Raw genomic sequence first — 15,338 nt, 5'->3', positions numbered from 1 at the left:
TGATTAAATCGAACTTACACCAAATTTGCTTGGTGACAATAGCGTTTTGGACCCACCTGACCCCATGCCGAACTCAGTAGTGAAACGAAACAGCGCCGATGATAGTGTAGCATTTGTTATGTGAAAGTAGGTCATTACCAGGCTCCAAATAAGAGAAACCCGTTACAGCAATGTAGCGGGTTTTTTGTTGTCTGGAATAAAGAAGAGCTTTCAGCTTTAAGCCGTCAGCTATCAGCTGCACAGCGTCAACCTATACACCGTAGCGTGGGTTGAGTATCACGAAACCCGCGGATAAAGAACGTCACGATCATCTCTGAGCACAAAGTACACATTTAAAAGAGCTTGCGCTTCCTTTTTGTTGTATGTCTCTCTACCGCTGTGGGCACTAGGTCATCCTATTGCATAGCGCACCATGGCTTTTTGTATCTGCAGAGAAGTAAAATAGCTAGGGGACCTTAGGCTGTGAAACTTTTCACCTCGATTTTAAATAAAGCGTCTAACCACTTCATTGTGCTCAAAGAGCATCTTTATAAAGGATATTGACTGACTTGTTACTTACTGTAACTATAAGCGTGTTTATTAGGTTGTAGTAAAGGAATAAGTTGTATGGCAACGGCGCAGATAGTGATCATTGAAGACGAAAAAGCAATTGCAGACACCTTGATTCATACGCTCGAGATGGATGGCTTTAGCGTCGTTTGGTTCGATACCGCAGGGGCTGGTCTTAGTTATATTAAAGCTACACAGATAGATTTACTGATTTTAGACGTTGGTTTACCTGATGCAAATGGTTTTGAGCTATGTAAGCAAGTTCGCGAATTTTCTTCTTTACCCATCATCTTCTTAACGGCGCGTAACGATGAAATCGATCGCGTTGTTGGATTAGAGATTGGCGCAGATGACTATGTCACTAAACCCTTTAGCCCTCGAGAAATGCTTACTCGCGTTAAACTTCGTTTAAAGCCTTATACTGTCAGAGAAACACAAATAAATACTTCTACTGAGCAATCAGGTCTGTACAGTAATAATTTTGATTACTACTTCAATAACACCCCGTTAAATTTAACGGCTTTAGAGTTTAAATTGCTTGATAAGCTAGTGTTATCCCCTAAGCAGGTATTCTCTCGAGAGCAACTGCTATCATCAGCACAACTATGCCAAGACAGTGTATATAGCCGCAATGTTGATAGTCATATCAAAGCCATTAGAAATAAATTACGCGCTGTATGTCATGAGCCCATGATTCATACTAAGCGAGGCTTTGGTTATTTTTATGAACCTATTTAAACGCTCCACGCATTCATTAGCTCGCTTAAAGCGTTGGCCTAAAATCCCGCTTGGGCTGAGATTGTTTTTGCTTTATTTTATCCTCGTGATACTAACGACTTACTTAGTTAGTTCAACGGTTATGCGCGAGATTAAGCCCACGGTTCGTCAGGTTACCGAGGAAACCTTGGTTGATATGGCTAATTTGCTTGCAGTGATGGCGCGAGATGATTTAGCTCGTGGTACGCTGTCACAGAGTCACTTTACTAATGTGGTTAACTCATATGGCAGCAGGCAACCAAATGCAAAAATCTGGGGGGTAAATAAACAAGGGACAAATCACCGTATATATATTACGGATGCTGCGGGAATCGTTGTTGTTGATTCTTGGCAGCAAGATATAGGAAAAGATTTTTCACAATGGAATGATGTTTATCTCACATTACGGGGAGAGTACGGTGCTCGCTCAACCGCAACTGCTCAAGATGACCCACTTTCAACCGTCATGCATGTTGCTGCGCCCATAATCGATAATGGTAATATTATTGGATCAGTCACTGTGGCTAAGCCCAATCGCTCTGTACAACCTTTTATAAATATGTCTAAGTACCGTGTATTAAGTTGGTTAGTCGTGATGAGTATTTTGGCATTAATGGTTGGAGCATTGATTGCCTGGCGAATCAATGGTGCCTTATATAAGCTGGCAAACTATGCGGATAAAATGGGGCGAGGTGAAAAAGCATCTAAACCAAGGTTTAGAGTTTTTTATGAATATAGCTTGTTAAGTGATGCGCTAGAAAAAATGCGCAATCAGTTAGATGGCAAACGTTACGTTGAGCATTATGTTCAAACACTAACTCATGAATTAAAAAGCCCTCTATCTGCAATTAAAGGTGCAAGCGAGATTTTACAGTCTCCCCTAAGCACAGATAAAAAACAGTTATTTGCAAATAATATTGAGTCTGAAACAGTGAGAATGCAGCAGCTAATAGATAAGCTGCTTACGCTTACCAAATTAGAGCAGCTTCCTGAACTTGAACAGCGAAAGAAGGTGTTTGTAAAACCTTTATTTGAAGCAATTAAAGATTCTTTTATTGCCAGAACCACAACGCAAAATGTACAAGTAGTAATTAGCTGCGACCCTAGCAGTGTGTGTTTAGGAGATGTATTTCTAATTCAACAAGCGCTATACAATATTTTTGATAACGCATTGGACTTTATCAACGAGGGGGGAGAGATTCACATTCAGGTAATACAAGCGCCATCCTATGTTCAAATCTATATTGATAACACGGGGCCTTGTATCCCAGATTATGCCCTTGAACGCATCACAGAACGGTTTTATTCACTACCTAGAGCCAATGGTAAAAAAAGCACTGGATTAGGCCTAAACTTCGTTGAGCAGGTCGTTAAATTACATAAAGGGCAGCTCAACATAAAAAATACTAAAAATGGCGTCCGTGTTCATATAAATATGCCTACTCCATAAAAGCTCCATCTAAGCACCTCAGCAAATCCATATAGCTTCGTTACTCTATGCTTATGTAATAGATGGAGTACATAACAGTGAAACAAAAAATAGAAACCAAACTGATCATAATAATAGGGCTTATCGTGTTGTTATTGATCCCTATCTTTATGATCCAAAACCTAATTGATGAGCGATCAGAATTGCAGCAGCAAGTTCAGCCTGATATAGCTAAGAGTAGCAGTGATGAACAGCAGGTTATTGGCCCATTTATTCATGCTCAGTACCTAGAAACAGTTACGGTTGATGGTAAAACGAGCGAGCAATTGATGAATATGACGCTTTTACCTGAATCGCTCAATGTCAGTAGTAATCTAGCAACATTTGAAAAGTACCGTGGTATTTATAAAGCGTTGTTATATCGCTCACAGAACCAATTTGAAGGGCGGTTTAAAACGAGTGCATTAGCTGTCTTAGCGGACAAAAAGATAAAGCGCCTCAACCTTATTTTAGCCATTTCTGATATCCGAGGGATAGGACAAGGATCACACATTAATGTTAACGAGCGAAGTTATGAATTACTCCCCGGTACCCAGCTAGATCAGTTACCACAAGGGATTCGTGTAGAGCTTGATTATGAAACCATTCGCAAAAGTGAGGTAGTGCCGTATCAAATAGGCTTAAACCTGCAAGGTATGCGTCAACTTTCATTTGCACCGGTTGGTAAAAACAGCTCATTGACAATGCAAGCCGATTGGCCACACCCAAGTTTTGTAGGGGATTACCTGCCTATCGAGTCATCAATTTCGGCACGGGACTTTTCTGCGAGTTGGCAAACCAATTACTTTGCGACCAATTTAAAAGAGCTATTTAACCAATGTTTATTTCGTAATGAGTGCACCTTGTTCAAGCAACGTAACATGGGAGTTAATTTAGTCGATAGTGTTAATCACTACCTTAAAAATTATCGAGCAAGTAATTATGCCATCTTGGTTATTGTACTTATTTTTGCGAGTTTCTTTCTGCTCGAGGTACTGCGTGATGAGCCAATACACCCTGTACAGTATGGTTTTGTAGGGCTTGCTTTAGCGGTATTTTATTTACTACTGATTTCACTTAGTGAGCACTTGGGCTTTAATATTGCGTATTTATTATCGGCGCTTGCATCAGCAATTCTATTGAGTGTTTATGTTGCGGGTATGCTTAAAAATAGCAAACATGGAGGGCTATTCTTATGTGGAGTGTTATTTCTCTATAGTCTTTTATACGGATTACTCAGTGCAGAGGATTACGCATTATTAATGGGCAGTGTACTGGTGTTCGTGGTACTCAGTTTAATAATGATGTTGACGCGCAGAGTAAACTGGTACGGCAGGCACGCGCAAGACGATGAAACAGACTAAAACCACCTAATTGAAAGGGGCTGACAGCTTTGCCAGCCCCCTTTCACTTAACTATTAGATAAAAACACCGTTAACTTCTCACCTATTTGCAAACGATCTCGCGACAGGTTATTCCATTGTTTTAGCTTGGTAATGCTGACGTTGTAGCGTTTGGCTATTTTCCATAAACTTTCGCCTGACTTTACTAAGTGTTCTACCTGTTGATCGGCCAGCATCGGCAGTATTAATTTCTTACCAGCGCGGATGCGATCAGTCTTCAAATTATTAAACGCTTTTAGCTGTTTAACGCTGATTGCATAACGTTTTGCAATCACGCTTAAACTATCCCCCGGTTGAATTGTGTAATGCTGCCATTGGCTGTAATCATTTTCTTTTTGATTAGCCAACATACTCTTAAATTCGGCTTGTTTACTCGCTGGCACAACAATGTGAGGTGCATCAATGACCGCAGGAAAGCGGATAACGCCATGGTTTAACCCCTCTAATGACCGCCATTCTTCTTGGTTATCTAAAATAACTGCACCAGAGACGGGTAAGGCTACTATAGTCTGTTGATTGCTGATGGGTGGAAAGACCATTTTATTACTTTTTAAAAGTTGTGCTGCTGCAAGGAGCTTTGGCACATATTGGCTGGTTTGTTTAGGCAGTTTTAAACTAAAAAAGTCGGTGGGCTTACCTTGCTTTTTATTATTATTGATGGCTCTTAACACTCTGCCTTCACCTACATTATAAGCCGCAATTGCGTGGTACCAGTCACCATCAAACCGCTTGTGTAAATATTCCATAAAATCCAACGCAGCTCGGGTACTGTCTATTACGTCTTGACGTCCGTCATACCAAGGGGATATTTGCACTTTAAAATATTTAGCAATAGCAGGCGTTAGTTGCCACAACCCAGAGGCATGTTTATGTGAGTACGCACTGGCATCAAAGTCACTTTCAATCAACGGCATTAATGCCAACTCAATGGGTAACCCGCGTTTTTCGACTTCGTTTACAATATAATAAAGGTAAGGTTCGGCTCGGCGGCTAATTTCATCCATATAATTTGGATGAGTTAAGTACCATGCAATGCGTTTTTGCACCGCCGGGTGGCTGGAATCAGCAAATGACAGCTGCGCCTTAATGCGACCCCATACATCGTCTAGTGCTTGTGCACTGATAGGTGGAATATGCTCTTTAACCTCTTCGGTCTCATTTTTTACAACGGGAGTTGGCAGCGTTGTAGTTTTTTTAGGCTCAGGGGGGGGGGCGTTGAGCGTGGTTTCACAGCCAGATAAAATAATAACCAGCGGTAGAATGCGGATAAATCGATTTACAAACACGTACTAAACTACTCCGAAAATATAAATGCAGCTAAACTAAAGCCGTTAAGCTTAACATAGGGTGAGCTAAAAATGTGCGGTGGCTGAATTTAAGTATTGTTTAAACTGTTCTTTATAGCGACGCGATAAGTTAAGTACTTTTCCTGTTGTAAGTTTTACTTCACTATCGCCACTTGCTAATGGCGTGATTGATTCAACCGCGTCTAATCTAATCGCATGAGAACGGTGAATGCGGCAAAACCCTTGTGGCTCTAACTGAGTTATAAGTTGTGTCATGGTTGCACGAAAAGGGTAAATTCGAGCGCCAATATGTAGATTTACATAATTGCCATTTGATTCAAGCCAATCTACTTCTGCTACGCGAACAATAAATTCTTTTCCCAGCTTTTTTACCAGTAGCCTGTCTAAGCTTACATGTTCAGCAGTATCTTCGCCTTGACTGATCGGGGCTGCTTCACCTGTTAATTGGCTCACGACATATTGATAGGTTTTAATAACAATAATCAAAAATAAGAATCCCCACAAATCTTTGCGGTATTCATAAAGTAACTCAAACCACACTAACCCAAAGTCATATTGCATACCCTGCACGGTGTAAATGAGTTTGCGGATAGCGACCATAATACCAATATGTAATAACGAAAAAGCAATGCTCGCTACTAAGTACAGTAATATTGAATGAGAGATTTTTTGCCAATTAAAGGGCTTAGCTTTTAGTAACCAAACTAAAGCCGGAAACAATAATAAAGTGCCAATAGCACTCGAGTATTCCCATACAAAGGGCTCCCAGATCATAAAAGGAAGTGCGCCATCACGTTGGGCTTCCATAATATTTGAGCTGGCATTAATGGTGTTGTTTATAAAAATATAACTACATAAAAATAAAGCCGCGTACCAAGTTTGATAGCGCTGAAAGTGCGATAAAGTGATCATTATTATTGTAACTCTTTAAAAGACCGCAATTAGACTAGCAAGAGAGTGATAAAACACCAAGTTTATATCATCCCTGATATCCACCGTTTATCCCTATTGACTGTTTTATAAGCCTTTTGTAATTGCTTAACACAGTGTGTTGTCCATAGTTGTTATTAATTAATCGTAAGTTAAATCTCCTATGAATCTTAAAATAGTCATTAAAAATACAACACGTACGCTATTAAAACCTTGGTTAAATGTGTTTAACCAAGGCGAAGAGTTGCCATCTCGCCGTTATGATTTAGATTGGCTGAGAGTACTTGCCTTTGGCTTATTAATTTTTTATCACACCGGTATGTTATACAGTGAAAACTGGGGCTTTCATTTTAAAAGTCAGTACTTATCCAGCGGTATTGAAAACATCATGCTTTTATTGTCGCCATGGCGGATGGGATTAATTTGGTTTATTTCAGGTGTGGCGCTGCGCTTTATTGTTGTGCGCTTTAGTCTAGGTATGTTTTTAACTACACGAAGTGTAAAAATATTACTGCCTTTATTGTTTGGCATTTGGTTTATTGTGCCTATTCAGCTTTATGCGCAAATGAGCCAAGAAGCCAGTTTAGCTATGGGCTTTTGGCAGTTTTACAGCCAGTTCTTTGATTTAACCAATCCTTTATTCGAGCGCTATCAAGCTGGGATTTGGCCTCATGTCGATGTGAATCACCTTTGGTACTTACGTTCTTTATGGCAATTTACTTTATTGCTGGTGTTAGTGCTGCCGTTGCTTCACTACACTACAGTGCAAGCAATAATCGCGCGTTTATGTGGGCGCTCGTTATTGACTATTTTTATTGTATTGCTATTGCCGCTGTGTATTTTAAAACTCAGCTGGCCAAGCGACACATTTAGATACCCCATAGGCGCGCTGTTCTTACTTTATGGTTACTTGCTTGCTTGGCAGCCTACATTTTATAGCCAGCTACTTCGCCATTGGCGAGTGCTATTCGTGGTATTCACTTTAGGTTATATAGTTGTTGTGCAGTGTTACAACACGATTTGGCAAAACCCTGCTGCTAGCCAATGGCAAATTACTAGTATTGATATGCTATATACTGCGCAACGATTAGTGGGTGTGTTGTTAATGCTGGCACTAGCACAACGCTTTTTGAATCATGATCACCCTAAATTGGCTTTATTAAACTGTGCAGTATTCCCTTTTTATTTATTGCATCAAAGTGTAATTATTGGCCTTGCGTTTTATTTGTCGAAGCTGCAATTAGGTGGTTTTGTGGAGCCATTACTTATACTCAGCCTCACTTTCATTATTTGTTGGCTGGTGTTTATTGCTGCGCGCCGTATCGACTTATTAAGCCCACTGGTAGGGATTAAAGTCACAGGTAAATATAAAGCTTGGCAAGTTAAAGTGGGCTTTGGTTGCGGGCTAATATTGGTAAGCCCGCTGATCTTTAGGTTGATTTAATTATCTGTATTGCAAATTAACTATCGCTGAAACGACGACCTACGAGACATGCCGTGCAATTTTGTAGGTCGTGCTTTAGCGCGAAAGTGCCAATGCTAATAAGTCGTCACCTTAAATGGCGTTCTACACTCAACCAAATACACACCTAAAGCAGGCGCCTTGTGGTTTTGGTACATAAATTAAATCACCACCGTGGTTGAGCATTATTTGCCGAGAGAGGCTAAGGCCAATGCCGGAGCCTTGTTGCTTGGTGGTAAAAAATGGCACGAAGATCATATCTATCACATGCTCACTGATACCTGGGCCGTTGTCGTTGATTTCTATATAAAGTTGCTGGCTAGTGTTTTGCGCCAAGCTAATTTCGATCCTTGGTTGAGCGGCATTCTCTGCGCTGTACTTTTGGTTACTCTGTAGTACTTCAAGTGCATTTTTTATTAAGTTTACTAATACCTGTTCTATTTGGCTGCTATCAAGCATGACTAACTGCTGATTTTTAATCGACAGTTCAATATGGGTGTGTTGAAAGCGTGCTTGTTGTTGATGTAAAGCGACAATACGCGTTAGCATATCGGCTAAATTTGCCGGTGTTAAATTGGGTTTAGGTAAGCTGCTAACTTGGCGAAAACGAGCAATAAAATCCCCTAAATGAGCGGTTCTTGATGCTAACGTGTTTAGCGCAAGTTGTAAGTCTTGTTTATCTTCAAGCTCATCAAAACATAGCTCTTGTGGCAGTAAATTGCTACAAGTATCAGCTAGCGATGAAAGTGGCGTAATAGAGTTAGCAATTTCGTGAGTGAGCACTTTAGTTAAGCGTTTATACGCTTGTTGTTCTTTAAGTTGTAACTGGTCGTGAATTGATTGTAGGCTCACTACACGGCGAACTTTACCTTGAATTTCGGCGATACTAAGTTGAATTGAGAGGGTGTCGTGCTGCTCGCCATTTTGCCAGTAGGAGGTGCTGCGAAGATTATGACTGGCGTTTAAGATTAACTCACCTACAGCCCCTAACTCATGTAAATGTCGAAAACTCTTCCCCAGTAACTTACTGACGGCTGGATTTGATTCGATCACCTCGCCGTTGTCATCACATACCATAACAGCTAAATCAACATGGATGAGCAAAGCTTGTAGAAACTGTGCTTGTTGCTCGGCATTAAAACGTGCCGTTTGCATTTGCGTTTTTACTTGTTCAAATTGCTTAAGCATAGGATGTTGTTGACCAAGCCCCAAGGTGCTGTCGCCATTGGCTAAGGCTCGGATCACCATTTCAGCTTGTTTTTGTTGGCGCTTAAACAGCGTAAAAATATGCGCTATTAATGCCGCTGCGACTAGCATTATTAACAATGTCGTCGCTGAAAAACCATGTTTTTGCACTACATAGCTAAGCAACGCACTTACACTTATAAGTGTGGTGATATTAAACGAAAGCAATAAATTAGCCCGCATAATTATAGCCCATACTTTTCAAGGCGGCGGTACATGGCACCGCGGGTTAAACCCAGTGCTTTGGCTGCATGACTAACATTACCTTGATGGTGCTTAAGTGCTGCGCGAACTGTTCGTTGTTCAAGTATGTCTAAATCAAAAGTGTCGTACTGCGCTACATTGTTTAAAACCTCCGTGCTTTGGATTTTCTCGTCAGTACTAACTGATGCTGAATTACCAACCACTGAGCTTATATCGAGTTTATCCCCTTCAGTTAAAATAACCGCACGCTCTATAGCGTGGGCAAGCTCTCGCACATTACCTGGCCACGCGTATTGGCAAAGCGCACTCATATCATCATCGCTAATGGTTAAGCTGCGTTTATATTTTTGCGCAAAGTGTTTTAGGTAGTAATTAGCTAATAATGGAATGTCATCGCTGCGCTCCCGTAATGCAGGAAGGCGAATTTCAACGGTGTTTATCCGATACAATAAATCTTGACGAAAACGCCCCTCTGCGACGGCTTGATCAAGGTTGTCGTTAGTGGCGCAAATAAGGCGGATATCAATATCAACGGCTTTACTACTGCCAACGGGCGTTATTTGTCTATTTTGCAGTGCAGCCAGTAATTTGGCTTGATGCTCTAGGGGTAAATTACCCAGTTCATCTAAAAATAAACTGCCACCGTGGGCAAGCTCAAATTTACCAATGCGATCGGCTTTAGCATCAGTAAACGCGCCTTTTTTGTGGCCGAATAGTTCACTTTCAAACAAATTCTGCGCTACTGCACCCATATCTAAACTCATAAAGGTTTGATTGTGGCGCATACTTGCTTGATGAATGGCATGCGCGGTCAACTCCTTCCCTGTGCCACTTTCACCCGTTATTAATATGTTGGCATCAGTTTGAGCTGCTTTTTCTATGGTGCTAAACACCTGTTGCATCGCATTGCTTTGACCTAAAAATTCAAAGTTAGGCGTGTTTAAGGCTTGGTTTAACCCTTGTTTTTGCCGCGTTAATTTGCCCACTTGCTGTTTGTCTTTTGCGTGTGAAAATGCGGCAGCAACTGCGCCAAGTAATTGCTCGTTTTGCCAAGGCTTGGCAATAAAATCAGAGGCCCCCGCTTTAATTGCATCTACGGCTAATTGAATATCGCCGTAAGCGGTCATTAATAAAACAACGATATTAGCGTCTTGTTCGATAATTTTTTTCAGCCAATAAAAGCCTTCTTTGCCACTGATTGAGTCTTGGGTAAAGTTCATATCAAGCAGTATTACGTCAACGGGCTGCTCGAGCTTGCGTTGCTCGTTAATGATGCCTGCAATATTAAATGGATTGTCTGTGGTTTTAACACTTTGATAATGCTGTTTTAGTAATAAACGTGCTGCAATGAGAATGTCTGGGTTGTCATCAACAATTAGAAGAGAGCCTGTGTGTTTCATGTTTTTTATTCTTATAGAGTTTTATTTAGCCTAAAACAAAAAGGGGACAGTGTCCATAAATGGACGTTCATAAGATAACAAAGTGTTCTATAAACGGACACTATAATTAGTTCAAAAACTTAACTTGAGGTTAAGTGCTTGATTTTACTGGTTAATTAAAGTTGGCACACGCTTTGTAACAACAATAGGTAATTAGTTAAATTAAACCTGTATCAAGGTAGTCGACATGGACAAAAAAATAGAACGCTCATTTACGCAAAAGTATTTTAAAAAATTTACTTTTGCAGCTCTTACTTTAGGTGTTGCTGCGGCTGCATATGGTTTTACGCAAAGCAGTGATACAGGCCGTAGCCAAAATATCGAGCGTAGTGGTTTAACGGTTAGCACGGTTAAACAAGGTGCCTTTAAAGATGCCTTAAGCTTACGCGGTCAAGTTGTGCCAAAAACCAGTATTTATCTCGATACCATTGCTGGTGGTCAAGTGGAAGAGCGATTAGTCGAGCAAGGTGAATATGTTGAGAAAGGCCAACCGCTCGTGCGCTTAAGCAACACTAACTTACAACTTGATGTAATGAGCCGTGAAGCGCAAGTTACCGAGCAGCTTAACTTTTTACGTAATACGCAGATGATGATGGAAACCAGCCGGTTAAACTTACGCCGCGACTTATTAGAAATCGAATTAAAAATAACTCATTTAACACGTCGATTAAAACAAACTAAACCTCTGGTTAAAAGTGGCGTATTGGCGCAAGACCAACTAGCTGAGCTCGAAGAAGATTTAAATTATTACCAAGCGCGTAAAGAGCTCACCCTTGAGCGCCAAAAACAAGAAAATTCAATCCGTGAGGTGCAAGTGGCGCAGTTGTCAGACAGCGCTAAAATGCTCGAAAAAAATCTGCAATTTGCGCGTCGAAATCTCGACAACTTATTAATCAAAGCACCTGTATCGGGTTATTTAAGCGAACTTGATGTGGAAATTGGCGAATCTAAAAACAGTGGTGCGCGGTTAGGCCAAATAGATATTCCTAATGAATATAAATTAGTGGTGCGCATGGATGAATTTTATTTAAACCAAGTGCAGCGTGACATGGCGGTAATGATTGAGCTTGAAAGCGGCACGGTGAATGCAAAAGTGAGCAAAATTGATAGCCGCGTACAGCAGTCACAATTTCAAGTAGAAGTGGACTTACCCAGTAACACTAAAAGCATTAAGCGCGGCCAAAGCATTGATATTGAGTTAATGCTAGGGGGTGACAATAACAATGCCTTACTGCTTAAACGCGGGGCTTTTTTTACTAACTCGGGCGGTAACTGGGTTTATGTAATCGAACAAGGCGGTGATAAAGCAGTGCGCCGTGATATCCGCCTAGGCAAAAAGAATCAACACTATTTTGAAGTGCTTGAAGGGCTCAATGCTGGGGATCAAGTGATTACCTCAAGCTACAGCAACTTTGACAAAGCACAGCAATTACAATTTTAAGGATAATAACAATGATCAAACTAACTAATCTAAGCCGCGTATTTCGTACTCAAGATGTTGAAACTACAGCGCTAAGCAATATCAACTTAACTGTAAACGAAGGCGATTTTTTAGCGATAATGGGGCCATCTGGCTGTGGTAAGTCAACGCTACTTTCTATTTTGGGTATGCTTGATTCACCGACCTCAGGCAACTTTGACTTTGCGGGAACTGACATTGCAGGCTATAGCGAAAAGCAACTAGCAGAGCTACGTAAAGAATCAATTGGCTTTGTATTTCAAAGCTTTAACTTGATTGATGAGCTAACAGTTTATGAAAACGTAGAGCTGCCATTACAGTACCAAAAAATATCAAAAAGTGAGCGTAAGCAACGCGTAGAAACCATTTTAAAGCGCGTGGGTATTGATCACCGCGGCGAGCATCTACCACAGCAACTGTCGGGTGGTCAGCAGCAGCGGGTAGCCGTTGCGCGTGCATTAGTGATTAATCCCAAGCTAATTTTAGCCGATGAGCCAACCGGTAACCTCGATTCTAAAAACGGTGATGAAGTGATGGCGATGCTACGCGAATTAAACCGCGAGGGCACCACGGTTATTATGGTGACTCACTCAGAAAAAGAAGGTGCCTATGCTGATCGCTTAGTGCGCCTATTGGATGGCCAAGTGATGCTTGATAAAGCAAATATTGCGCAGCAAGCCGTTGTTGAGGTTGCTTAATATGTTTATTAATTATTTAGTCACTGCTTTAAGATCATTTAAGCAACAAAAACAGCATTTTATCCTAAACCTTTTAGGGCTAAGTATCGGCTTAGCTGCGGCAATTTTAGTGGCACTGTTTGCACAAAACGAGTTGTCATACGATAGTCAGCAACCTCACGCTGAACGTGTTTACCGTGTAGGCCAAGATTACTCAAAGTTAGGGTTATCAGTCATTCCTATTTTTAATTATTCTCAAGCGGCAAAAGCCACTGAATATAGCCAAGTAGAAGAAGTGTTTGGTTTGACGATGGTATCGTGGACCAGAGAGGCGATGGTTGACGTGCAGTACCGGGATCAGGGTTTTAAACTTAATGACTTGTATGGGGCAACGCCAAATATTGAGAACTTTATCAATATAAACACATTGGCAGGGGATTTAAAAAATGCAATGAGTACACCTGAGAGCTTGGCTCTAAGTGAATCTGAAGCACTGCGAATTTTCGGTACAATAAATGTTATTGGTAACACGCTACAGCACGAACAAGGGCAATATACTGTACGGGCGGTGTTTGCAGATTTACCAAGCAATACTCACTTTGCATTTAAAAACCTCGTATATGTAAAACATGATCCAAATAACCTGATGGTTAATAGCAGTTATGTTTATATGCGTTTGGCGCCGCAAGCAGATCCAAAAGCACTCGCTGATACACTGTCTAAACAGTACTTCAATGGGCAAATGGCGGGTCAAGTTGCCATTGAGTTACACCCATTACTAGACTTACATTTAACAGCAAAATCGCCATTTGAAATGAAAGCAGGCGGCGCAAAGCAAGTTGTAACGATTTGTGCAGGGTTGAGCGTGTTACTTATTTTGATTGCTGGCTTTAACTTTATCAATATGACGGTGGCACAGTCTGCAAAGCGCGCTAAAGAAGTGGGTGTGCGCAAAGCACTTGGTGCAAGTAAGCTGCAGTTAGTAACACAGTTTTTAGCTGAATCTACTTTGGTTGCTCTATTGTCGATGATTATTGCCTGTGTGTTAGTGGAGCTGTTATTGCCAAGTTTTAACCAGCTGGTCGATCGTGAACTGGTAGTGAGTTATTTTTCAGCCTTTGGTTTGGGCATTATGGCTGTTGTTATTGCTGTAGGCATACTTGCAGGTTTGTACCCGGCATTGTTTATCTCATCATTTAGCGCAAAACGAGTGTTAAGTGGCGATTTACAACGCGGTAATACGGCCATTTGGGTACGTAAATGTTTATTGACCTTGCAAGCTTCATTGGCAATCGGTTTGATCATTGCATCGGTTACGTTGTTAAAACAATTATCTCACTTACAAAGTCTTCCTTTGGGCTATCAAACGCAGCAACGCTTAGTGGTTTCAGAGTTGCCGGTGCAATCGGTATTTACGCAGCAGCCTAGCGCACTAATTAATCGCTTGACGGCTATAGATGGTGTAGAGCAAGCAACGATTATTGATACTCGTTTAACCGTTTCAATTAATAATACATTACAGCCTACTTGGCCCAATGGTGAATTTTCAGGTGGAATAACCCCTGTGATAGGTTCTGGTTTTGATGTTGTAAAAGGGCTAGGCCTTACGCTTATTGCTGGTAGAGACTTTAGCCGTGAGTTTTCCTCAGACTGGGCGACGCGAGTAAACGGGGTTACAACAGTAGGTACAATTATTACAGAAACCGTTGCCAAGCAGGCTGGTTATAGCAATATGGCTGATATTGTTGGACAAACAATTAAAGACACAGGGCGTAATGTGGATATGCGAGTTGTTGGTGTTGTAAAAGATGTAAAGGTTGGTAATGCACAAGATGCGAATTCTAACATTATGTTTTTATGTGGTTATAACTATTTAACACCAGTATCTGAAGTAATTTTAACCGTGAACGTGCAAAACCTCCCTGCTATAAAACAAGCAGTGATCACAGCTTTAGCTGAAGTGTCTAATATTTATGAGCCAAAAATAAACCTGCTAGCTGAAAACTATAAAGCGGTATTAAAAGGTGATGAGCGTGTTTCTCTTGTCGTACTTATATTTACTGGCCTTGCAGTGTTCTTAACTTGCTTAGGTACTTTTGGTTTAGCTTCATTTGCTACGATTCGTCGCCAAAAAGAAGTCGCTGTACGCAAAGTGCTTGGCGCATCACGCATCAGTATTATGAATCTACTGGCAAAAGAGTTTTTAATTTTAGTGTTAGGAAGTGTGGCTATAGCATACCCGCTAACCTATTGGCTGGTGGGTGATTGGCTTGCGAACTTTAATGAGCGTGTTGATCAAGCGCTATGGGTTTATTTGGTTGCTGCTGTGAGTGTTGCTGCGATCACTTGGCTGACGGTTGCAAGCATCGCCTTTAAAGCCGCCAGTACGAGACCATCGCTTACTCTACGTTATGAGTAATAAAAAGTGATGCTTTAGAT

Annotated in this window: 11 protein-coding genes and 1 rRNA gene; 8 read left to right on the top strand and 4 right to left on the bottom strand. The window is 41.0% G+C overall.

What is annotated here, in order from left to right; translation table 11 throughout:
• Positions 1 to 28 precede the first annotated feature (28 nt).
• The 4 genes from rrf to creD all read left to right on the top strand — a co-directional run bounded on the left by rrf (position 29) and on the right by creD (position 4,137).
• Positions 29 to 143, top strand: a 5S ribosomal RNA gene (gene rrf / locus C7Y70_RS09575).
• A gap of 463 nt (positions 144 to 606) precedes the next feature.
• Positions 607 to 1,287: a response regulator gene (locus C7Y70_RS09570; RefSeq protein ID WP_135474684.1), complete on the top strand. Its 681-nt coding sequence runs from the start codon at positions 607 to 609 to the stop codon at positions 1,285 to 1,287.
• A complete protein-coding gene (creC, locus tag C7Y70_RS09565; protein WP_135474682.1) occupies positions 1,274 to 2,755 on the top strand; it encodes a two-component system sensor histidine kinase CreC in 1,482 nt (493 codons plus the stop codon). The genes C7Y70_RS09570 and creC overlap by 14 nt, the downstream gene beginning before the upstream one ends.
• 77 nt (positions 2,756 to 2,832) lie before the next feature.
• Entirely contained in the window at positions 2,833 to 4,137 is a 1,305-nt protein-coding gene (gene creD, locus C7Y70_RS09560; RefSeq protein WP_135474680.1) for a cell envelope integrity protein CreD, read from the top strand.
• Positions 4,138 to 4,184: 47 nt separating this feature from the next.
• Here creD and C7Y70_RS09555 read toward each other — a convergent pair whose 3' ends face one another.
• Both C7Y70_RS09555 and C7Y70_RS09550 read right to left on the bottom strand, forming a co-directional pair.
• The gene (locus C7Y70_RS09555; protein ID WP_135474678.1) at positions 4,185 to 5,462 is read right to left on the bottom strand and encodes a LysM peptidoglycan-binding domain-containing protein; all 1,278 of its coding nucleotides are present in this window, start codon (positions 5,460 to 5,462) and stop codon (positions 4,185 to 4,187) included.
• Positions 5,463 to 5,528: 66 nt separating this feature from the next.
• Positions 5,529 to 6,392: a LytTR family DNA-binding domain-containing protein gene (locus C7Y70_RS09550; RefSeq protein WP_099295273.1), complete on the bottom strand. Its 864-nt coding sequence runs from the start codon at positions 6,390 to 6,392 to the stop codon at positions 5,529 to 5,531.
• Between the two features lie 184 nt (positions 6,393 to 6,576).
• On the opposite strand from C7Y70_RS09550, the gene C7Y70_RS09545 reads away from it, so the two are divergent.
• Positions 6,577 to 7,857, top strand: coding sequence for an acyltransferase family protein (locus tag C7Y70_RS09545; RefSeq protein ID WP_135474676.1), 1,281 nt, complete (start codon positions 6,577 to 6,579; stop codon positions 7,855 to 7,857).
• A 129-nt stretch (positions 7,858 to 7,986) separates the two neighbouring features.
• Here C7Y70_RS09545 and C7Y70_RS09540 read toward each other — a convergent pair whose 3' ends face one another.
• Together C7Y70_RS09540 and C7Y70_RS09535 are read right to left on the bottom strand one after the other, a co-directional pair.
• Entirely contained in the window at positions 7,987 to 9,303 is a 1,317-nt protein-coding gene (locus C7Y70_RS09540) for an ATP-binding protein (RefSeq protein ID WP_135474674.1), read from the bottom strand.
• Positions 9,304 to 9,305: 2 nt separating this feature from the next.
• Positions 9,306 to 10,724, bottom strand: coding sequence for a sigma-54 dependent transcriptional regulator (locus C7Y70_RS09535; protein WP_135474672.1), 1,419 nt, complete (start codon positions 10,722 to 10,724; stop codon positions 9,306 to 9,308).
• Between the two features lie 226 nt (positions 10,725 to 10,950).
• Here C7Y70_RS09535 and C7Y70_RS09530 point away from each other — a divergent pair, with 226 nt between their 5' ends.
• Genes C7Y70_RS09530 through C7Y70_RS09520 form a run of 3 tightly spaced genes read left to right on the top strand, consistent with a single transcriptional unit; the run spans position 10,951 to position 15,318 of the window.
• A complete protein-coding gene (locus C7Y70_RS09530) occupies positions 10,951 to 12,204 on the top strand; it encodes an efflux RND transporter periplasmic adaptor subunit (RefSeq protein ID WP_135474670.1) in 1,254 nt (417 codons plus the stop codon).
• Between the two features lie 11 nt (positions 12,205 to 12,215).
• The gene (locus C7Y70_RS09525; RefSeq protein ID WP_054454271.1) at positions 12,216 to 12,920 is read left to right on the top strand and encodes an ABC transporter ATP-binding protein; all 705 of its coding nucleotides are present in this window, start codon (positions 12,216 to 12,218) and stop codon (positions 12,918 to 12,920) included.
• Between the two features lies 1 nt (position 12,921).
• The gene (locus C7Y70_RS09520; RefSeq protein WP_135474668.1) at positions 12,922 to 15,318 is read left to right on the top strand and encodes an ABC transporter permease; all 2,397 of its coding nucleotides are present in this window, start codon (positions 12,922 to 12,924) and stop codon (positions 15,316 to 15,318) included.
• The last annotated feature ends 20 nt before the right edge of the window (positions 15,319 to 15,338 follow it).

It is taken from the genome of Pseudoalteromonas sp. KS88 (genome assembly GCF_004766475.1).
GTDB lineage: Bacteria > Pseudomonadota > Gammaproteobacteria > Enterobacterales > Alteromonadaceae > Pseudoalteromonas.
This window is presented reverse-complemented; position numbering and strand designations above follow the sequence as displayed.